22 protein-coding genes and 1 pseudogene are annotated in these 19,309 nt (G+C 68.9%); 13 read left to right on the top strand and 10 right to left on the bottom strand.

Annotated elements, in window-relative coordinates:
* The first annotated feature begins 620 nt into the window (after positions 1-620).
* The 4 genes from LL648_RS34370 to LL648_RS44565 all read left to right on the top strand — a co-directional run bounded on the left by LL648_RS34370 (position 621) and on the right by LL648_RS44565 (position 2,637).
* Positions 621-1,103 (top strand): SRPBCC domain-containing protein, encoded by a 483-nt coding sequence (locus LL648_RS34370; RefSeq protein ID WP_232666987.1) that lies wholly within the window; start codon positions 621-623, stop codon positions 1,101-1,103.
* Positions 1,104-1,505: 402 nt separating this feature from the next.
* On the top strand, positions 1,506-2,183 hold the full coding sequence (locus LL648_RS34365; protein ID WP_232666986.1) for a hypothetical protein: 678 nt from the start codon (positions 1,506-1,508) through the stop codon (positions 2,181-2,183).
* A gap of 76 nt (positions 2,184-2,259) precedes the next feature.
* Complete coding sequence (locus LL648_RS34360; protein ID WP_232666985.1) at positions 2,260-2,469, top strand: hypothetical protein; 210 nt, start codon at positions 2,260-2,262, stop codon at positions 2,467-2,469.
* Between the two features lie 33 nt (positions 2,470-2,502).
* Positions 2,503-2,637, top strand: a complete 135-nt coding sequence (locus LL648_RS44565; RefSeq protein WP_255687133.1) for a hypothetical protein — start codon at positions 2,503-2,505, stop codon at positions 2,635-2,637.
* On the opposite strand, the gene LL648_RS44560 is transcribed toward LL648_RS44565, so the two are convergent.
* Positions 2,630-3,811, bottom strand: coding sequence for an alpha/beta hydrolase fold domain-containing protein (locus LL648_RS44560; RefSeq protein ID WP_308190432.1), 1,182 nt, complete (start codon positions 3,809-3,811; stop codon positions 2,630-2,632). The two genes, LL648_RS44565 and LL648_RS44560, sit on opposite strands and share 8 nt — an antisense overlap.
* Before the next feature lie 89 nt (positions 3,812-3,900).
* Between LL648_RS44560 and LL648_RS34345 the strand changes: the two genes are divergently transcribed.
* Together LL648_RS34345 and LL648_RS34340 are read left to right on the top strand one after the other, a co-directional pair.
* The gene (locus tag LL648_RS34345) at positions 3,901-4,452 is read left to right on the top strand and encodes a dihydrofolate reductase family protein (RefSeq protein WP_232666984.1); all 552 of its coding nucleotides are present in this window, start codon (positions 3,901-3,903) and stop codon (positions 4,450-4,452) included.
* A gap of 57 nt (positions 4,453-4,509) precedes the next feature.
* Positions 4,510-5,313 carry an ATP-dependent DNA ligase gene (locus LL648_RS34340; RefSeq protein WP_255687148.1) on the top strand — a complete coding sequence of 268 codons (804 nt, stop codon included), beginning with the start codon at positions 4,510-4,512 and terminating at the stop codon, positions 5,311-5,313.
* On the opposite strand, the gene istA is transcribed toward LL648_RS34340, so the two are convergent.
* From istA to LL648_RS34310, 6 genes are all read right to left on the bottom strand, one after another.
* A complete protein-coding gene (istA, locus tag LL648_RS34335; protein ID WP_232666983.1) occupies positions 5,226-6,290 on the bottom strand; it encodes an IS21 family transposase in 1,065 nt (354 codons plus the stop codon). The genes LL648_RS34340 and istA overlap by 88 nt on opposite strands.
* 403 nt (positions 6,291-6,693) lie before the next feature.
* Positions 6,694-7,527 (bottom strand): alpha/beta fold hydrolase, encoded by an 834-nt coding sequence (locus LL648_RS34330; RefSeq protein ID WP_232666982.1) that lies wholly within the window; start codon positions 7,525-7,527, stop codon positions 6,694-6,696.
* 27 nt (positions 7,528-7,554) lie between these two features.
* Positions 7,555-7,977 (bottom strand): DoxX family protein, encoded by a 423-nt coding sequence (locus tag LL648_RS34325; RefSeq protein WP_142099959.1) that lies wholly within the window; start codon positions 7,975-7,977, stop codon positions 7,555-7,557.
* 101 nt (positions 7,978-8,078) lie between these two features.
* Positions 8,079-8,924, bottom strand: a complete 846-nt coding sequence (locus LL648_RS34320; RefSeq protein WP_232666981.1) for an ABC transporter permease — start codon at positions 8,922-8,924, stop codon at positions 8,079-8,081.
* Complete coding sequence (locus tag LL648_RS34315; protein WP_232666980.1) at positions 8,921-9,886, bottom strand: ATP-binding cassette domain-containing protein; 966 nt, start codon at positions 9,884-9,886, stop codon at positions 8,921-8,923. Before LL648_RS34315 ends, LL648_RS34320 begins: the two co-directional genes overlap by 4 nt.
* A gap of 101 nt (positions 9,887-9,987) precedes the next feature.
* Positions 9,988-10,581 carry a PadR family transcriptional regulator gene (locus LL648_RS34310; protein WP_232666979.1) on the bottom strand — a complete coding sequence of 198 codons (594 nt, stop codon included), beginning with the start codon at positions 10,579-10,581 and terminating at the stop codon, positions 9,988-9,990.
* A 331-nt stretch (positions 10,582-10,912) separates the two neighbouring features.
* Between LL648_RS34310 and LL648_RS44555 the strand changes: the two genes are divergently transcribed.
* From LL648_RS44555 to LL648_RS34300, 3 genes are all read left to right on the top strand, one after another.
* Complete coding sequence (locus LL648_RS44555; protein ID WP_255687128.1) at positions 10,913-11,047, top strand: hypothetical protein; 135 nt, start codon at positions 10,913-10,915, stop codon at positions 11,045-11,047.
* Between the two features lie 22 nt (positions 11,048-11,069).
* Positions 11,070-11,477: a hypothetical protein gene (locus LL648_RS34305; RefSeq protein WP_232666978.1), complete on the top strand. Its 408-nt coding sequence runs from the start codon at positions 11,070-11,072 to the stop codon at positions 11,475-11,477.
* 699 nt (positions 11,478-12,176) lie between these two features.
* The gene (locus LL648_RS34300) at positions 12,177-13,073 is read left to right on the top strand and encodes a TIGR03619 family F420-dependent LLM class oxidoreductase (RefSeq protein WP_232666977.1); all 897 of its coding nucleotides are present in this window, start codon (positions 12,177-12,179) and stop codon (positions 13,071-13,073) included.
* Between the two features lie 107 nt (positions 13,074-13,180).
* On the opposite strand, the gene LL648_RS34295 is transcribed toward LL648_RS34300, so the two are convergent.
* Entirely contained in the window at positions 13,181-13,546 is a 366-nt protein-coding gene (locus LL648_RS34295) for a VOC family protein (protein WP_255687127.1), read from the bottom strand.
* A gap of 585 nt (positions 13,547-14,131) precedes the next feature.
* Here LL648_RS34295 and LL648_RS34290 point away from each other — a divergent pair.
* The gene (locus LL648_RS34290; RefSeq protein WP_232666975.1) at positions 14,132-16,699 is read left to right on the top strand and encodes a PEP/pyruvate-binding domain-containing protein; all 2,568 of its coding nucleotides are present in this window, start codon (positions 14,132-14,134) and stop codon (positions 16,697-16,699) included.
* 138 nt (positions 16,700-16,837) lie between these two features.
* Here LL648_RS34290 and LL648_RS34285 read toward each other — a convergent pair whose 3' ends face one another.
* Positions 16,838-17,323 carry a hypothetical protein gene (locus tag LL648_RS34285; RefSeq protein WP_232666974.1) on the bottom strand — a complete coding sequence of 162 codons (486 nt, stop codon included), beginning with the start codon at positions 17,321-17,323 and terminating at the stop codon, positions 16,838-16,840.
* Between the two features lie 306 nt (positions 17,324-17,629).
* Here LL648_RS34285 and LL648_RS34280 point away from each other — a divergent pair.
* From LL648_RS34280 to LL648_RS34270, 3 genes and pseudogenes are all read left to right on the top strand, one after another.
* A pseudogene (locus LL648_RS34280) lies at positions 17,630-17,719 on the top strand (aldehyde dehydrogenase family protein); the annotation flags it as partial.
* A gap of 75 nt (positions 17,720-17,794) precedes the next feature.
* The gene (locus tag LL648_RS34275) at positions 17,795-17,989 is read left to right on the top strand and encodes an SRPBCC family protein (protein ID WP_374112147.1); all 195 of its coding nucleotides are present in this window, start codon (positions 17,795-17,797) and stop codon (positions 17,987-17,989) included.
* A gap of 178 nt (positions 17,990-18,167) precedes the next feature.
* Entirely contained in the window at positions 18,168-18,542 is a 375-nt protein-coding gene (locus LL648_RS34270) for a winged helix-turn-helix transcriptional regulator (RefSeq protein WP_232666972.1), read from the top strand.
* Between the two features lie 38 nt (positions 18,543-18,580).
* Here LL648_RS34270 and LL648_RS34265 read toward each other — a convergent pair whose 3' ends face one another.
* Positions 18,581-19,222: a DsbA family oxidoreductase gene (locus tag LL648_RS34265; RefSeq protein WP_232666971.1), complete on the bottom strand. Its 642-nt coding sequence runs from the start codon at positions 19,220-19,222 to the stop codon at positions 18,581-18,583.
* Positions 19,223-19,309 lie beyond the last annotated feature (87 nt).

Raw genomic sequence — 19,309 nt, 5'->3', positions numbered from 1 at the left:
CTTCCCCGGACGACTCCCCCTGTGATACGTTAACAATCAGTCCACCCGTGGCTTACACGGGAAAAATGACAGGCTCGCTGACCGCGCGGCGCGCTTCAGTTTCGAGCCGAAGTTCGACGGGTTCCTCAACTGAACTTCGAGCCCGACAGGGTGTTCAGCCGACCCCGAACGGCAACTCGCCGAGGACGGCGACGACGTGCAAGGCATCGCCCTCGCAGCCACCCGACCCAACCGGCTGGTCGAGGTCCGGCGCCCCTACGTCCCCCGCACTCGCAAGGGCAGGTTTCGTCGGATGCGACTCGGCGGTCATGGCGCCGGCAGGTCTGCCAGCCCCGCGCCGGATCTCCGCCACCTGGCCGATGGATCTCACCCCCCGTCGCAGCAGGCTTCCACCAGCACCACAACCAGCCAGAACGCCGCGGGATCGGCGCCGCACTGCACGCGGCCGTGGTGGCCGAGGTCGGTGCGGATCGCGCACTGAACTGACGGTCCTCGAGGCCAACCACCGGGCGCGCCGGGTCTACACCCGGCACGGCTTCCGTCCCACCGGTCTGCGCTGCGACCCCCGCAGCGGGCCATCCGTCCTGCACATGATCCGACAACCCCCGAGGAGCACCGCTATGACCACGACCACCCTGCGCCGCACCGTGCCTGCCACGCCTGAGCACGTCTGGCGGCAGTGGACCACCCCCGACGGCATCCAGACCTGGTGGGCACCGGACGGCTTCGCCGTCACCGTCGAGGAACTCGACCTGCGCCCCGGCGGCGAGCTCGTCTACACGATGACTGCCACCGGCGCCGAGCAGATCGCCTTCATGGAATCCGCCGGGATGCCGCTCGCAACCGTCTCCCGCAAGACCTTCACCGAGGTCACCCCGACCGGCCGGTTGGCCTACACCTCCCTCGTCGACTTCGTCCCCGATCACGAGCCCTACGAGTTCCTCACCGTCGTCACCCTGACCGCCACCACCAAGGGCACCGAGGTCGTGATGGAGGTGGAGCCGCTGCACGACGACGTGTGGACCGGCCGGCTCGTGCAGGGCCGGGAGAACGAGCTTGCCAACCTGGAGCGTGTCCTGTCTCAGGGCGTTGCAGCGAGCTGACCGCGCGCTCGGGGCGGGCCTCGCTGGGCCCGCTCCGAGCGCCCTGGCAGAGAGCTCTGACGTCTCCTGCCCTGGCTCGTGTGCTCGACGCTCGCGGGGCGACTGGTGGTCACCCCGATACCCGGGCCGCCGCCGGCCGGCCCAGGTGCGGGCTGGAGGACGACGGTGATTTTCTCGATGACGGTGACGCCGATCGCGGCGACGATGGCGTGGTCCTGGCTGCGGTCGAGCACCCGATCGGCTCGCCGGCCTCGTGGCGGCCGGGGAAGATGTCCGTCTGGTATCCGACGGGGCCGGCGCCGCCGAGGTTGACCATCGTGTGCGGTGTGGACGCGTACGCGTCACCCCGCGGCTGGTCATCTACCGGGCGGCCCTTCAGGCCGGCTGTGCGAGCATGGCGACGTGGTTGACGGCGGCTGGTGGCTGAGCGTGGACGCCGAGGTGCGCGTGTCCGGTCAGCCGGTGCTGCAGGTGGCCGCGGACAGTGCGTGGGAGGTCGCTCTGGTGGCCGACGGGAAGGACGCGCGTGGGGCGCCGGATCTGGTGGCGCGAGCGGTGGCTGCGGGTCGCCGGGATGTCGCGATCGAGGTGCTGTGGCCCAGGCAGGGGTTCGCCGGGGCCCGGTGGCTGCTCGAGGACGCCGCCGAGGCCGCTGCCGCCGCCGAGCGGGTGGCCAGTTTCATGACCCACGCTGCTGTGAGCGGTCAGCCCCTGGCGGACGCCTTGGTCGCCGTGCTCGCCGCACCTCCTGGCCGGGACGTCGACCGGGTCGAGCTAGGCGCCGTGAACGCGTGGGCGTCGGTAGGGGCGCAGGTCCTGTGGCAGCGCGGCCGGCCCGACGCCGGCCTGCCGCTCGCCGACCTCCCCGGTCGGCGTCCGGACCTGTTCGAGTGCCAGCACCCGGTAGCCCTCGAGGTCGCGGCGTCCGAGCCTCGCGTCTGCTGGGTCGGTGTCGTCGTCTCGACCCCGCACGGGCAGCTGCACCGGACGGACCTCACGCGCGTGGGCCAGCTCTACGACCGCGCCACCGCCGCCCCAGCTGAGGAACCCACCGGCACGCCCGCCGGCCCGCCACCGTGAACAACAGTTCGGAGAGTGCCCTAAGGGTGGTCGGTGAACAGTTCCGATGACGGGGGTTGACCGGCACGCTGTGCCGGTGACGCTCAAGATCGGGTACGCCCGCATCTGCGCTATGTACGGTCCCGATGATGTACGCGGTGTCGACGAGGACCACCGTGAGCAGTGCGCCGGCGACGAGATACTCGACGTGGCGGGACCATGGACGGCGCCGTCGACGGCGGGGCGCGGAGCGCATGCGGCCACCTCCGAAGGCCCGTCAGAGATGGTGACGGGCGGTCCGTCGTAGGTCAGCGCTCTGTGACCTGCTTAGCGTTGCGGTGTGAAGGACACTGCTCTCGTCGACTTGGAGCCGCCGTTGCGGCCCATGACGGCGCGTGCAGAGCCGGCGCTGCCCGACGCTGACCGCGTGGCCCGCTTCAGTTTCGAGCCGAAGTTCGACGGGTTCCTTAACTGAACTCGGCCATGGCTTGTGTCTGGTCGGTTGAGCCGAGTTTGTTGATCAGGTTGTCCGTGAAGTGTGCGATTCCTTGGAGTGCTTCGGCTGCCTCGGGCAGGAACGACCAGTAGAGGTGGAACGAGGGGGCGGCCACGGGGTAGGTCTCGACGGTGACGGGTACTGCGTGCGCGCGGGCGCGGGCGGCCAGTCGTTCGCCTTCGGCGGTGCGCAGTTCCAGGCCGGCGATCTGGACGAGCAGTGGCGGGGTGCCGTGCAGGTCGTCGTGGAAGGGATCGATGCGGGCGTCGTCGACCGGTACCCCGTCGAGGTACCGGGACACACCCAGCGCGACGCCGTGCGGGGTGCCGCTGGGTGCTGGACGGGCAGGCAGGTCCGCGGCGAGGCTCGGGTCGATCCACGGAGTGGCGAGCACCGCCCCGATCGGCAGCGGTTCGCCGCGAGCACGCAGCCGGTGCAGCAGCGAGAGCGCAAGACCGGCACCGGTGGTCTCCCCGACCAGGACGACCGGACCGTGGCCCGTAGCCCACGCGTGCGCGGCGTGCGCGTCGTCGACAGCTGCCGGGAACGGGTGCTCGGGAGCGAGCCGATAGTCCGGTGTGAGCACCGATCGGCCGGTCGCGGTGGCCAGCGCGCCGGCCAGCGAGCGGAACCCGTAGGCCGAGCCGTTGACGTAGGCGCCCCCGTGCAGCAGCAGCAGTGTTCCGGGCGCCGGTCGTTCCGGCTCGGCCATCAGGCCCGGCACTCCGTGCGCGATCACCGGACGGAAGGTGACCTCATCCGGGATTGGCAGCAGCGCGTAGTGCCGCTCGGCGGCGACCCGGAGCGGTTCGACGTCGGCGCAGGTCAGCGATTCGAACGGCGCGCCCAGGCGGGCGATCCGGGCGGCGAGCTCGCCACCGACGGAGCGGGTGGCCGCCACCGCGTCGTCGACGGCGTCGAGCGCGGCCGGCGCTGCTGCCAGCAAGGCCTCACCGGCCATGGTGAGCACGACCCGCGGTGGGGTGCGCCGCAGCAGCACGCAGCCGAGCATCCGCTCCAACGCCGACACGCTGCGCGACAGGGTCGACGCGGAGACGTGCAGTTGCTCTGCAGCACGGCCGAAGTGCCGCTGGCGTGCGACCGCGACGAACGCTCGCAGGTGGTGGAGCTCCAACCCGTTCGGGGTACTCACCGGGCAGATCATGCCCGTTGCAGATCGCGCACAGCCACGTTGCAGAGGATGCGCTGGTCGGGGCGCCGTCGCGCGGTGAGGCTGTCCCCATGACGAAACTCATCGCGTTCATGGTCATCAGCGCGGACGGTTACCACACCGACGAGCAGCGCAGCGCCGAGTGGCAGACGTTCGGGCCCGAGTTCGCCGACTTGTCGAAGGACCAGCTCGACGAGGTGGACACACTGGTGATGGGTCGCACCACCTTCGACGGGATCGAGCGGTACTGGACCGGCCCGCAGGGCGCCGAGTTCGATCCCCAGATCGCCGCCCGCATGAACAAGCTGGGCAAGATCGTGCTGTCCACGTCCGCCACCGCGACCACGTGGGACGGCCTTCCGGTACCGCTCATGTCGATCGACGAGCTGAGTGCCTGGAAGGACAACGCCAACACCGCGGCCATGGTGCTCGGCAGCTCCACCGCGGTCGGGGCGCTGCTTCGAGCCGGATTGGTCGACGAGCTGCGGCTGATGATCAGCCCCACCATCCTCGGCGGCGGGCTGCGCGTCTTCCCCACCGCAGGCCGCGTCGAGATGCAGCTGGTCGCCGTGCGGCCCTTCGAGAGCGGCAACGTACTGCTCACCTACCGGCCCAGGGCCTGACCCGTACGTGCCGCGGGGCAAGTTCAGCCAACTTGCCGGTGTGTCGCGTTCCGGCGGCTGAACCGTGTCGTTCAGCTGCAGTCGCGCCAGCAGAAGCCGCTCACCCGCTACTTCCCGGAGATCGTCGAGGCGCTGCACGCTCAGGTGCCTGGCGGGATCGTTTTGGACGGTGAGCTGGTGGTGTGGCGCGATGGTCGGCTCGACTTCGCCGCCCTGCAGCGGCGGATCCACCCCGCCGCCTCGCACGCAGCTCGGCGCGGTCAGCTGCCGGCGGCAACCTTCGTCGTGTTCGATGTGCTCGCCGTGGAGGGCGTTGACCTGCGTGGCGAGCCGTACCGGAAGCGGCGCAAGCTCCTGCGTCAACTGCTCGAAGACGCGGCCGCACCGCTGGCGCTCATGCCGGCAACTCGCGAGCTCGCTGGTACTGAGGCCTGGATGCGTGAGCACGCCGATGCCGGCATCGAAGGCGTAGTAATAAAGGACCGCAACCGCGCCTATCGGCCAGGCCGGTCGCATTGGGCGAAGGTCCGCACACGGACCACGGCGGAGGCCGTCGTCGGCGGTGTGATCGGCCCGCTTCATGCCCCGGACGCACTGGTCCTCGGCCGCCTCGACGAGCACGGCCGACTCCGTGTCGCGGGCCGAACAACGCCGCTGACCTTGCCTGCGCGACGCGAGATCGGCGCACTGCTGCGGCCGCCGCATGGGGCGCACCCGTGGCCTGAACAGATCTCATCGAGCAAGTTCGGGCAGCTCCCGCCTGAGCCCGTGCTTTACACGCAGACGGAACCAGCGGTCGTGGTCGAGGTCGACGCTGATGTCTGCTTCCAGCTGGACCGGTGGCGACACACCACCGAGTAGCGGCCGGTCTCGAACGGCTCGGTCGGAAGGGGCGCGAGGAGTGGCTGCTCGGTGGCGAAGTGTTCCCCGACCGTGCGGGCGCGGGACCCGATCCGCCGGGCATCGTCGGCTTCGTCCCAGGCGTCGACCATAGCGTTGAGCTCGGCGAGGAAGTCGACCTCGGGGATAGGGACGAGGTGGTTGCGTCGGAACCAGCCGATCTGCCCCTCGACGCCGCCCTTCTCGTGCGCACCTTGGATTCCGGGCTGGCAATAGAAGGCTTCGATGCCGTAGTGGGAACGGACGGCGGTCCACCTGTCGGCCTCGACCCGCTGGCGAGAGAACCCGATCACGCTCGCGACGGCGGCCTTGAGGTTGTCGTAGCGGATCTTCCCGGTCGGCACCCCGCCGAGCACGTTGAAGGCGTGGACGTGACCCTCGAAGAAGGCTTCCTGCCCAGCCGAGGCACTGACCCTGTGCACGGCCTTGCCCGAGTAGGAGGGCCGAAGGCTGAACAGCGCGCAGGTTACGAGCTCGCCGCGCAGGCGGATGGCGACGTCGCCGAAGTCAACCTCGGCCTCGCGGCCCGGGAGGTGCTCTTGCGGGATGTACGCGTTGGCAGGTTCCCGTCCGACCTCGACGCGAATCTCACGGCGTCGGGTGGCGACGTACTCGCGGACCATCCAGTACGACACCAGCCCGGCCCCGTCATGTTCGTCAAGCAGTCGATCGAAGATCCGCTTCGCCGTGTGTCGCTGCTTCCGCGGCGCGTCGAGGTCCGAGCGCAGCCAGTCGTCGATCACCACTCGGCACGCGTCAAGCCGTGAGCCGCGTTTGGGCGGTTGCTTTCTCTCCTTCGGCCATACAGATTCCAGCGCCGCTGTCACGGTTCGGAAGCCGACGCCGTGCTTGCACTGCAGCGCGCGGTTGGACATCCCAGATCGGGCTTCCCGTCGGATCGCCGCGTACAGGTCGACCCGGGAACGCGGCTGCGTCATCGGTGGCACTCCTGACGTGAGCACGTGGGCACGACCTTCGGCACCGGGCCACCGCCCGGGAACGGTGACCACATGCGACCACAGCCCGGAATCACCGGCCCTGCCGAGGTGCCTGGTCATGTGCTGCGCAGGGGTTCGGTGGGCGGTACTGAGGCGGCCCGGAGTGCGGGGTACGACCGACGACGGAGCCGATGAGCCGCGAGTAGGCCAGGTCGAGTCCCACTGAAGCCCAGGTCAGTACGACGGCCCGGCCTTGCGTGGTGACGAGCACGCCCAGCATCAGGCCTGTGATGCCGCCGACGACATCAACCTCGACACCACCTGTCCGCCCCGTGTCCCTGGCGCGACGAAGATCTGCTTGCGCGGTGCCTAATCGGTCTTCCCGCACCACCTCGCGGGCCCCTCAGCGTTCGCTGCTGAAGAACCGTAGCAACAGTGGGCCGATGGTCTGTGGGTCGACGACGTGATCCGGCCCGTCGAGGGTCTCCCGTTGAGCGTGGGGTAGTAGGTCTGCGAGCTCGTCGGCTGCGCGGTCGAAGAAGTCCGAGGGCAGGCCTGCCATGTAGGGGACCGTGATCGGTCCTCCGGTGGTGACCAGGACCGGTTGGGTGACCGTTGCCAGTCGATCGGTCGGCAATTGGTAGCGGTTGTGGAAGACGCTGTCGTGGACCAGCGTGGGCGCGAGGGCGACCGAATCCGCCCAATGCGACGTCTGCTTGCCTGCCGCTTTCCTGGCCGCGATGTTGTCGTCGGAAGCGCCGGACAGGCGCATGAACAGTTCGAGAACCTCCTCGTCTCGCCCGGCGTCGAAGGCGCGTCGGGTGTCCGCGATGTACTCCTCGAATCGCGGGCGTATGTCGTCCCCGACCGCGTAGGGCACCTCCCACACGGCGATCGTGTCGATGGCTGACCCGGCCGCGGCGGCTTCCAGCGCCAGCGCGCCACCAGAGGACGCCCCGAACAGGTGTGCCGAGCCGCCCGCCTCCGCGATCAACGCATCCAGGTCCTCGATCTCCCTTTCCACGGCGTAGGGCTCGGTGAAGCCGCTCGCGCCGCGTCCCCGACGGGCATAGTTGTAAACCGTGAAGTGCTCGGCGAGAGCAGGTACCAAGGGAGCGTTCTCGGCTCCGTCGTCCAGTCCGCCGCCTACCAGGACGACAGCCGGGCCGCTTCCCTTCCGGTCGTAGGCGATGGTGGTGCCATCGTTTGATGTCACGCGAAAGGCCATCTCGTTCATCTCACATCTCCGTTCGAGAGGTTTGTCTCAGCGCCTGAGCAGCGTGCCGACGACGGCCTCGGTGCGCGACCACCGCGCCCTTGCGATCACGGCCGCCACGACGAGAAAGGCGAGCGGCAGCCAAGGGCTCTGCTCGAGCACGAACTGATCGGTGATGACAGCACCGGTCAGCAATGCCGCCAACCCGAGACTGGCCAGGCCCGCCAGAGCCGGGATCAGAAGTCCAACCCCTCCCGCGACCTCCAGCGCTCCGACCAGGTACCGGAGCCACTGGCCAGCCCCGATGTCGGCGAACATGTCCACCATGACCGGGTCGCCGGCGAGCTTCGAGATTCCGCCGCCGCCGATTATCGCCGCCAGCACGACTTGCAGAATCCAGACCCCGATGCTGCTCGCCCGCCCGGGCGTGTGCGCAACGGTTTCCGAGTTGTTCTTGGGGATGGTGCTCATGCGTCTCTCCTTGTCGTGTCCGGGCCTGGTACCGGTGATGGCGTTGGCCGAGTGGGTCGGGTTGTCGGAGTTGATGTCGACCAAGCTCGCGGTAGCGGGATCTACTTCTTGTTGCGGTAGAGGACCATGGTGATGGGACCGAAGACCGCGACGAGAAGTACGGACGAGACGAGCACAAAGCCGATTTCCCCGGCGGGCACCGAGCCGTGCATCAGGCCGCGTACCATGGTCGCGAGGTGGGTGATCGGGTTGACCTCGATGATCGCCTGCATCCACCCGGGCATCGTCTTCGGGTCCACGAAGATGTTGCTCACGAACGTCAGTGGGAACATCACCATCATGCTGACTCCTGCCACCGAGTTCGGCGTGCGCAGGATCAGGCTGAGCATCGTCCACAGCCACGACAGGCAGAACGAGAACGCCAGCAGCAGCGCGACCGACAGCACCACGCCGACGGCGCCACCCTCCGGCCGGAATCCTAGGACCAGGCCGAGCATGATGACGATCGCCGACCCGGTCGAGTAGCGCACCAGATCGCCGAGCAGGGCGCCGACCAGCGGGGACGGTCGCCACACCGGGAGCGATCTGAACCTGTCGAAAACGCCTTTCTGAATGTCGGTGTTCAGCGTGATGCCTGTGTTCATGGTGATCATGACGTTCGCCTGCACCAGGATGCCCGGCAATAGGAACTGCAGGTATTCCTGCGTCGACCCGGCGAGCGCGCCACCGAACAGGTAGGTGAACATCAGCGTGAACATGATCGGGAACATGGTCACGTCGACGAGTTGCTCTGGGACGTGTTTGATCTTCAGGAGGGCGCGCCAGCCGAATGTCAATGAGGTGCTCACCGGGCCGGGTCGGGGCGGGCGCTCACCGGCCAAGAGCACACGGCGCAGCGCGTCCTCGGTGACCGGCGGCGACGCCTGCTCTGTGGACGTGGCATTCATGCGGCATCCTCCTTGGGTGTCTCCTCGGACGGGTGTCCGGTCAGGGTGAGGAACACCTCGTCCAGGCTCGGCTGACCGAGCGCGAACTCGGTGACGTCGATGCCGCCGCGGGATAGCTCGGCCAGGGCGCGGGCGACCCGCTCGGGGTCGGAGATCCGCGCGGACAGCGCGGCCGGGTCGGCGGACGGCTCGGCCGGCACGTCGAGAGCGGCGGCGAGGACCCGCTCGGCCTCGGCCCGCTGCTCGGGATTACGGAGGCGTACGTGCAGCGAGCCGGCGCCGACCGATGCCTTGAGTTGGCCGCTGGAGCCCTCGGCGATGACCTTCCCGTGGTCGATCACCGCGATGCGGTCGGCCAGCTGGTCGGCCTCGTCGAGGTACTGCGTGGTCAACAACACGGTCGTGCCTTCGGCGACCAAACCCCTGACGATCTCCCACACCTGGTTCCTGCTGCGCGGGTCGAGCCCGGTCGTGGGCTCGTCGAGGAAGATCAGTTCGGGGGTGACGACCAGGCTCGCTGCGATGTCGATGCGCCTGCGCATCCCGCCGGAGTACTTCTTCACCTGCCGGTCGGCCGCCTCGGCAAGGCCGAACGCGTCGAGCAGGTCGGTCGCCCGCTCCCTGCCTCGGCGGCGTGAGTAGCCGAGCAGCCTGGCGAGCAGCAACAGGTTCTCCACCCCGGTGAGGTCCTCATCGATCGACGCGAACTGCCCGGTGAGGCTCACCCGGGTCCGTACCGAACGCGCATCACGCACGACGTCGTAGCCGAGCACTTGCGCCTCTCCGGCGTCGGGGCGCAGGAGCGTGGCGAGCATGCGGATCGTGGTGGTCTTGCCCGCCCCGTTCGGGCCGAGCACGCCGTACACGCCACCGGCGCTCACGGCCAGATCCACACCGGCGACCGCGTGGGTCTTGCCGAAGCTCTTCTTCAACCCTCTCGTCTCGATCGCGAGCTTTCCCATGGTTCGAGTCCTTCTCTCGGTGGTGCAAACGGATGGTCGAGCTAGTCAAACTTGACTACTTGGCAGAGAGTACACGGGGAGGAATGTCTAGTCAAGGTTGATTAGAAGCGCATCTTGAGGGGATCGTGGACCGTTCGCCACGAACCCGGATCATCGGCCATGGTGTAGGCGCCCTCAGACAGTCGTTTGCTCAGGTTCTTCGCCCACTCCAGTTCGGTGCGTGTGTGTCCCGCCCACAGTTCGGCCTGATCGCGGACGTGTTCGGGAATGTCGGGGTTCCGGTTCTCCCACCCCTTGGCCTGCTCTACGAGCTCCGCTTCCAGGCGCGCGACCCGCTCGTTAACGTGCGCGATGGCATCTGTCCTGGTCAGCATGGGCAACATGGCGATGGCCGCGTCGAGCATGGTGGGGTCATGGGTGCGCCGCAGACCGTCGCGGACCAGCTCGACTATCTCGTCACGTCCCCGAGCTGTCGCGCGGTACAAAACGCGCTCCGGCCCGGAGTTGCCCGGCTCGGCGTGTTCGGTGAGGAGGCCATCAGCCGCCGCCTTTTTCAGCGCGTGATAAATCGAGCCGGGCTTGATCTTGGCCCAAATCTCCGCACCCCAGCTCTGCAGTTCGGACCGCACTTGGTAGCCATGCGCGCCGCCGGAGAGGTGCACGATTCCGAGTACCAGGAGCTTCGTCGCCGACATACGCCCACCTCCGCTCAACCTGCTCGGACTCGCTCCGCTTGCGCGCCCGCCAGGGTGGTGTCAACTCCCACCAACACTAGGGTGCCCTCCTGGTCCGGGAGGTGTCAGCACTGACCTACAAACGGTGCTGGTGGAGCCCTCCAAAGCCAACCGCGTGACCGGGGAGACCGAGAGGCAGCTGGTCGAGTCCCTGTACGCGCTGTATGCCTTGAGCCGAGTCAGCGACCTCCTCATCGCGCGCGGGTGCCCTGCGGATCCTCTGGACTCGGCCAGACCGGTGGACGTGACGTGGATCGTGCGGAACTCGCGTCCCACGAATGGTTCTTCACAGGTGGGACTCCACCCGTTCACCCACGAATCGGCGTTCTCGCTGTTCCACCACGAGATCTTCGCGGTGACGACGGATGACCCGCTCGACGCGGTCGTGCTGCAGGATGTGCTCTGGCCCGGGTTCTTCTTCGGGTGACCTGCTGTTCAGCCGGGCGGGTGTGCACGTTCGGGCCCCGGCGCAGCTGGTCGACGCCGTGGTGGCCACGACGTCGACGTTGTTCTTCACCTACACACGCGGTATCCGCAGGTGTTGGGATCTGTCCTACGACTGGGGCTCGAACTCACAATGGCGCGCCGTGCTCGACCTCTTCTACTGCGACGACGACGGCTTCCATCTGAACTGGAACGCGAAGCAATACATCGACGATCAGCACGTTCCCGCGCCGGGCGAGATCGAGGAGGGCACCCTCGACCAGCGCAGGGAGCTGCTGCTGCACCGATGCTTCGTCCGGGAGCCGGTCCCGGACGGGGGCGGGTTCCCGTACTGGGACCGGATCAGCCTCAGCGCGAGCACGTGGCCACTCGACCCGACGACGATCCTCCCGGACCCGCAGCGCGCCGGATAGCACGGTGGCCACACACGTTCGCCGGGTTGGTCCATGCGGCGTTGCGGGAGCATTCGGTCCATCACACTGTCGGCATGGCCACTGCCAACCGGTCGAAAGCCAGCGGCAATGTCCGGCGCCCAGGAGAGGCCGATGTCCACAAGATCCCGGTTCCCGGCACTAGGTGATCGTCGCGTCGCCCGTCATCTCGGACCCGTCGTCTCGGGGACGGGCTGAGCTCTGGGTGTTGGACGCCGAATCAGCGCAACACCTCAGATTGCGCTGGCGCGACGCCGGCGACTGACCCGCGGCACGGCTGCGGTGAGAGCCGATGGGCGAGAGATTGGCTGGTGTCCCGGATGGCCCACTGTGACACCTTGACTCCTGGACAAGGAGCTCGCGCCACGCTCGCGCAGTTTGGCCAGCGACCCGGTTGGGAACGCGGTGATACCTCATTCAGCGGGGGTCGTCCGGGCGATGGTGCCCATCCGGGCACGGAGTTGCTCACCGATCCGCTTCCGGCGTCCCTCACTCGGTTTTGGGTCCAGCGCGTCGAACCCCGCTCGTTGAACGCGTGGATCACATCGCGGACGTGGTCGTCGCCGATCTTCAGCGCTGACCTGGTGTGCGGGTCGACCACCACGCTGCGCCATGTCACGTATCGGGAGGCTTCGGTCGGTGCGCATTCGGGTAGGGGTGACAGTGGGTAGCTTCTGGCGTATGAGATTCGGAATCACGCTCCCCACCACAGGTGCTGGTGCCGGGCCCGCTGAGATCGCGTCCGTTGCTGAGGCGGCCGAGCGGGTCGGCGCCCATTCGGTCTGGACCTTCGAGCGGCTGCTGGCTCCGACCGCGAAGGTCATGAACAGCGGCTACGAGATGGAGCTGCCCGAGGCATACCGATCGGTGTACTCGCCGCTGGAGGTGCTGGCGTTCGTCGCTGCGCGCACGACCACCATCTCGCTCGGCACGAGCGTGCTCGTCGCGCCGCTGCACAACCCGGTGGCGTTGGCCCGCAGCGTCGCGACCGTCGACCAGCTCAGCGGCGGACGGGCGGTGCTCGGGCTCGGACAAGGCTGGATGCAGCAGGAGTTCGACACGGCCGGCGTGCCGATGGCGGGCCGCGGTGCCCGGTTCAGCGAGCTGGTCGAGGCGATGCGCGCGGTGTGGGGTCCGGACCCCGTGTCGTACTCCGGCGAGTTCTACTCCGTCCCCGAGTCCTACGTCGGTCCGAAGCCGGCGAACCCGGCCGGTGTGCCGGTCCTCGCGGGCGCCGTCTCACCCGGCGGTATCGCCAGGGCTGCACGCCATGGCCTCGGCCTGAACCCGATCTTCTTCGGCTGGGAGGCGCTCGAGGGTGCGGTGGCGGCGTTCCGGACGGCCTCCGAGGAGGCCGGCCGCGATCCGGCGGAGCAGCGCGTCGTGTTGCGGGTGAACGGCGGCTTCGCCGATGCGCCCGACCCGGACGGGCCGTCCCCCGCCGGCACCGTCGACCAGGTGACCGAGGCCGTCCCGCGGCTGGAACGCCTCGGTGTCACGGAGATCTTCTGGGACCCGCCCGGCGAGCGCGGGCCGCACCTCGAGCGGCTCGGTCGACTCATCGACGCGGTGGCGTGAGGCGAGCGCGGCTGACTCCTACCGGGACCAGCACGCCCCACCGGTGTCCGGACCGGTGGGCGTGCTCGCTCGCAGCCTCAGGTCGGGCCAGGGCAAGGTTGTGCATCTCAAGTGGCCGCGTTGAGGCCCACCCGGTTGCCTTCGCTGTCTTCGATGTAGGCGTAGTAGCCGTTGTTCCCGATCGGTGTCTTGTCGACCAGGATGCGTCCGCCGGCGGGCCCCACCCGGGACAACCAGTCGTCGAGCCTCGGGCCGGCGTCGAAGTAGACGCGCGACCCGAAGAGGGAGGGCTCGTCCTCCGGTGCGGCGAACAGGCATCCGGCTGAGCCACCGTCCTCGGTCGGAAACAGTGCGGTCTCCTTGCCTTCCCCGACCGGGAGACGGGTCAGCTCCTGCCCGGTGAGCGCTCGGTAGAACGCGATGGCACGGTCCATGTCGGCAACCGGAATGTCGAACCACACAACCCTCGCCATGACTGCAACTCCCTGTGACTGGTGGCGGCATCTCGCCGCGTGAACCCATTCAGCATCGCGGGTGAAGTGCTCACCTCATGAGCACTTTCCACGAGCGGGTGGAACCGTTTCCGGGAGCTTTCGTGGATGTGGTGGGAGCACGTGACCTCGCGCAGGTTCCTGCCCACGGTCGGCCAGGATGGGCGGGCCCGCCACAGGTCGGCGACCGGATGGGCGAGCCCCCCGACACCCGCCGAGCTGCGCGTGGTGCGGCTGCTGGTGGCTGCTGGAACGGCTCGGTGATCGCCCATCGTTGGGAGCGTTACTCAGTGAGAACGCGCTTCGCGAGTATCGAGACGGCTCGCACGAGCATGCCCGACACGGGGATGTTCGCCGCGCAGCTCCATCGCGAAACCGTAAGCAAGATCAGCCTGCGCTGGGTCAAGTCCGCTGGCGTCAGCGCCGGCGTCCCCGGGATCGTCCTGGTCGGCATCGGCCGCGCAACCGACGGCGTTGACTCCGGCCCAGCGCGGAGTACCGTCCGTTCTTGGTGTGCCGGGAAGTCTGGTCGGCGTCCTATTGGATTGCCCTGATCGGAGCGCCGCCATGCACGACACCCCTGCCCAGCCGGCTGCCACGCACCCACACCGAACATCCGCGCAGCCCGGGCCCGTGCTCGATCTCGCCGAGCTGAGCGGGCACGGGATCGAGCTGGTCGGCGGCAAGGCCGCCGGCCTCGCCAGGCTGATCGCAGCCGGAGAGCAGGTGCCGGCCGGGTTCTGCATCACCACCACCGCGCACGAGACTACGGCTGCCCACCCGAGCCCAATCTCGCCACTGCTGCGCGAGGAGATCCTGCGCGCCTACGACCGGCTCGGGGCCGGCCCGGTGGCGGTGCGGTCCAGCGCCACCGCCGAAGACCTCCCCCAGGCCAGCTTCGCCGGGCAGCACGAGACAGTGCTCGACGTCGAGGGAACCGACGCACTGCTCGAAGCGGTGAGGCGCTGCTGGGCGTCGCTGTCGAGCCCCCGCGCGATCGCCTACCGGGCTGCGGCCGGTCTGGCCGACGACCAAGCCCACATGGCGGTCGTGGTGCAGGCCATGATCGAACCCCAGTCGGCCGGAGTGTTGTTCACCGCGAACCCGATCACCGGCACCCGCACGGAGATGGTCGTCGACGCCGTTGCCGGGCTCGGCGACGTCGTGGTCGATGGCAGCGTGCCTGCCGCCCACTACGTCATCAGCGCGACCCGACGACCCGCAGGCGGGGGATGCCTCGATACCACGCAGCTCGACCAGCTCCGCGCAGCCGGTGAACGGATCGCGCGCGCCGCCGGGTCGCCCCAGGACATCGAATGGGCCTTCGACCGCGCGGGCGGCCTGTGGCTGCTGCAAGCCCGACCGATCACCACGCTGTTCCCGCTACCAGCCACCGCCGGACCCGAGCCGCGGGTCTACTTCGAAGCCGGCCACATGCAGGGCATGCTCCGCCCGTTCACCCCGATGGGCATGTCGGCGATGCGGATCGCGACCGCCCAGTGGTTCGCGTCCGTCGGGATCGACACCCACCAGATCGGCGCAGACCGGCAGGACGACAGCCTGATCGTCGACGCGGCCGGCCGCATGTATCTGGACCTGACCCCGTTCGTCCGCAGCAGCATCTACCGCCGCCAGCTCCCAACCGCCATGCGGATCTACGGACCCCGCGTGGTCGCCGCCCTGAACCTGGTCCTCGACGACCCGCGGTTCGCCCCGAACACCCGCCTACCGTTCCGGCTACGCACCGCCGCCGGTGTAGCGCTGAGGCTCGCGCCCGCCATCCTGGCCGGTGTCGTACGCGCACTCATCACACCCGCGGCAGCGCGGCGGACAGCGCTGCAGGCCGCAGCTGCCATCCGCCGCCACGCCCAGGCCACGTCATCGGTCCCGCGATCAGCCCGCCAGCACCTGCAGGCTGCGGTGGACGCGCAGGGCGGGGCGATGCTGACCAGCATGATGGCGATGCTGCCGCCCCTCTATGGGGCGCTGATCGCCAAGTCCGCCGCCACCGGGCTGCTTGCCGGGATCGCCACCCCCAGCGAGGTTGACGAGACCCTGCGCGGGATGCCCTACAACGTCACCACTCGCATGGACCTCGACCTTTGGCAGATCGCCGCCGGCGCCGGGCAGCACCGCGACCTGCTGGCCTACACCTCGCCCGCCGACCTCGCCCGACAGTTCCTCGACGGTGACCTGCCCGAGATCGGGCTGGCCGCGTTTCTGCGCAGCTACGGCCACCGCAGCGCCGCAGAGATCGACGTCGGCGTGCCGCGCTGGGCCGAAGATCCCACCTCGGTCTTCGCCGCCCTCGCCGGCTACATGCGCCTCACCGATCCCGACCAGGCCCCGGACCGTCGCTTCGCTGATGCCGCTACCGACGCCGCCGCCAAGATCGACGACCTGGTGCGGCGAGCCCGCGAGACCCGGCCCGTGCGCGCTGCCCTGGCCGGGTTCCTGCTGCGCCGCTCCCGAGCACTGGCCGGGCTGCGTGAGCTACCCAAGTTCGCCTGGCTCCACGCGTTCGCCCGCATGCGCGTCGAGCTCCTCGCCGCCGGCGCCGACCTGCACCACCGCGGCCTGCTCGACCGGCCCGACGACATCATGTTTCTCGACATCAGCGAAGCACACCGCGCAGCCGATGGCGCCGATCTGCGCGACCACGTCGCGACGCGCCGCCGCGATCACAAGCGCGAGCTGCGCCGCCGCACCATCCCCGGGCTGTTGCTCTCCGACGGCACCATTCCCGAAGCCGTAGCGCCCACCGCCCCCGCACCGGAGGGGGCACTGACCGGCATGGCCGCCGCTCCCGGCGTTGCGACCGGTCCCGCACGCGTGATCCTCGACCCGGCCGACGCCCACGTCGAACCCGGCGAGATCCTCGTCGCGCCCACCACTGACCCCGGTTGGACCCCGCTGTTCCTCACCGCTGCCGGGCTCGTCACCGAAACCGGCGCCGCCATGGCTCATGGCCCCACCGTCGCCCGCGAGTACGGCATCCCCGCCGTCATCTGCGTCCGCGCCGCCACCCAGCTCATCAGCACCGGACAGATCATCACCATCGACGGCGCCGCCGGCACCGTCCTGGTCGTCGACGACGGGCCAGGGACTGCCACCGCCACCTCCGACAGCAGCTGACCCGGACTCCCACGCCACCTTTCGAACGTCACAGAACACTGTCTGCAATCGATCGATAGCGAACGCTGCTCTGCGACTTTCGAAATGAGCTGGGTAGCCACCGCTGGACGCCGCCTGCGACGCGGGCACGTCTGGTGTTCACACCCAGTCCGCGCCAGGCGCCTCGACCCCGGGGATCTCACGAGGGGCTCGACTAAGGACGCGGGTCATGGCCGCCCGTGCGCCTGCCCCTGCGGGTTGGGCGTTGAGATCGCGATCGAGCCACTCGGAGAGCATGCGAACGACCGAGGGCATGACCGCGACGGTGGTGGGGCGCTCGGTGTGGACGCTGATGCCGGCCGGCATCCGGCACCAGTTCCACCAGAGGCTGTCAGCGCTGCGCGCGTCCGGGGCGGCAGCTGCAGCGTAGGCCGAGGTGAGGATCTGCCAATCCTCTCTGGCGAGCTCAACGACGACGGCACGGTCATCATCGGAAGGGAACAGACGCATCAGGTCGAGTCCAGATACCGGCCCGGGGCGGACCGCGGTGATCGCCCCGTCCAGCGGCGCCTGGGTGCCGTGCTTGCTGGGCGGGACGAAGGCGGCGTCGGTGCCGGTGTCGCCGCGCAGTGCAGCAGCGATCACATCTGGCAGGTAGTGCTGGGGCACCGGTTCGGGTGAGCCAGTCGTGCCGGCTTTCGGCCAGGTGGCCCAGGGCCAGGACTGCTGGATCCGGACACGGACCCGACGCTGACCACGAGCGATCCGAGCGCAGGCAAGCAGCAGCCGACAGCGCAACGTGTTGGCTGGTGCTTTGGCCAACGATCGTCGAGAAGCAGGTGTAGGGAGCGGGCACGGCTGGGTATGCAATTGCGGGCCGGTCAGCGGGGCCGTGGATTCAATGAAGTCCGTGGTAGCCGATGCCGGGCAGGCAGTGGCGCAGAAGGCCCGCCGTTCGGCGGGGTCAAGCAGTCCGGACTGGGCCGGGAGGGATGCCGCGTCGGCATCGAGGAGTTCCTCGGGTGCAAGTACGTGGCGTAGGGGTTCCTCGCGCCGGGCGAACGAATCGATGTCGGCCTCCTCGCACGGCCGCAGAACAAGCTGTGGAACTGCCTCATGCAGTTCAGGGCGAGCTTCGCCTGCGAACCTGTCGGCGAGAACACCCTGGTGACCAGGACGATGGCGGTTCAGCTCAACCCGGTGGTGCGGTGGCTGATCGAGCCGATCTTGCGGCGCACCCTGCCTGCGAACATCGAGGCTGAGGTCGAGCGGGCCAAGGCGTATGTCGAGGACCTCGGCGGGCGGACCTGACCACCATGAGGACGCCCAGGGTGCGAGTGGGCATGGAGTGGATCTCCGATCGTGGGGACGCATGATGGTCGCTCTGCCGGTGGCTGGGCGGCCGTCGGGGTTGAACGGGTCTTGCAGGTCAGGGCATTCGAAGGCGCTTTCTTCAAGAAAGGCGCTGTGTTCCAGTAAGCTCGATGGCATGGCCGCCGACGGTGACGCGTTCGACCGGGACTGTCCGGGCCGCTCGGTGTTGGGGCGTATCGCCAGCCGCTGGGGCGTCCTGATCCTCTCGGCTCTGGTCGTGCGCCCGATGCGGTTCTACGAGCTGCGCGACCGGGTCGACGGCATCAGCGAGAAGGTGCTCGCGCAGAACCTGCGCGCGCTGGTGCAGGACGGCCTGGTGACCCGCACTGTGCACCCGACCAACCCGCCGCAGGTCTCCTACGCCCTTACCGAGCTCGGCGCCGGACTGAACCACCCGCTGCAGGCGCTGCTCGATTGGATCATGGTGCACACCGTCGACATCGTCGCCGCACGGCAGCGCCACGCCGAGGTTGGCTCGCGCGGCGTCTGACCGTCACGGACGACCGCCCGATCGCCGGCATCCGACGCTCAGGCGTGCACCTCCTGCCAAGCCACTTCCAGCGCGCGAAGGATCCTGGACGGGGCCGTCATCAGGTCAAGCTGCCACTCGCCGTCGACCACGCCGGCGGGAACGCCGAACACGCCGAGTTCGACGGCTCGGCGCAGGTCGGCCTCCACCTCGGAGTGGAAGGCGGCGGAGTCCAGCACCGCCCGCGCCCCGTCCGCGTCCAAACCGGCGTCGACGGCCAGCTGGACCAGAGTGTCGTGGTCGGCGATCGACCGGCCCTCGACGGCGCAGGCGTGCAGCAAGTTCTCCGCGAGCTCGCCGGCCCGCTTCGTGACCGCGGCGAAGTGCATCAGCCGGTGCGCGTCGACCGTGTGCACAGGCAGCGCACGGTCGAGCCGGTAGTCCAGCCCGGCATTCTTCGCCATCTCGGCCACCATCGCGAGCCGGGCATCGACGGCGGAGCGCGGCAGGCCGTGGAACCGCATCTCGCGCTCGGGCAACGTCTCTCCGGCCACCCGGGCGGCGGACGGGTCCAGCTGAAAACTCCGGTGGACTATTTCCACCTCGCCGCGGTGTGCAAACGACGCGAGTGCCACGTCGAGGTTGCGCTTCCCGATATAGCAGAACGGGCAGATCATGTCGCTGAACAGCTCGATCCTCACGGCGACTCCGTTTCGTTCCGGTCTCCATGGCCTGCGGCTCAGGCTAGGAAGCGCGGACGGGCACGCGGAAGAACGCACTTTCTCGAA

The organism is Pseudonocardia sp. TRM90224 (assembly GCF_021245725.1).
Taxonomy (GTDB): domain Bacteria; phylum Actinomycetota; class Actinomycetes; order Mycobacteriales; family Pseudonocardiaceae; genus Pseudonocardia.
The sequence above is the reverse complement of the archived record's forward strand: the minus strand, read 5'-3'. Positions and strand labels throughout refer to the sequence as shown.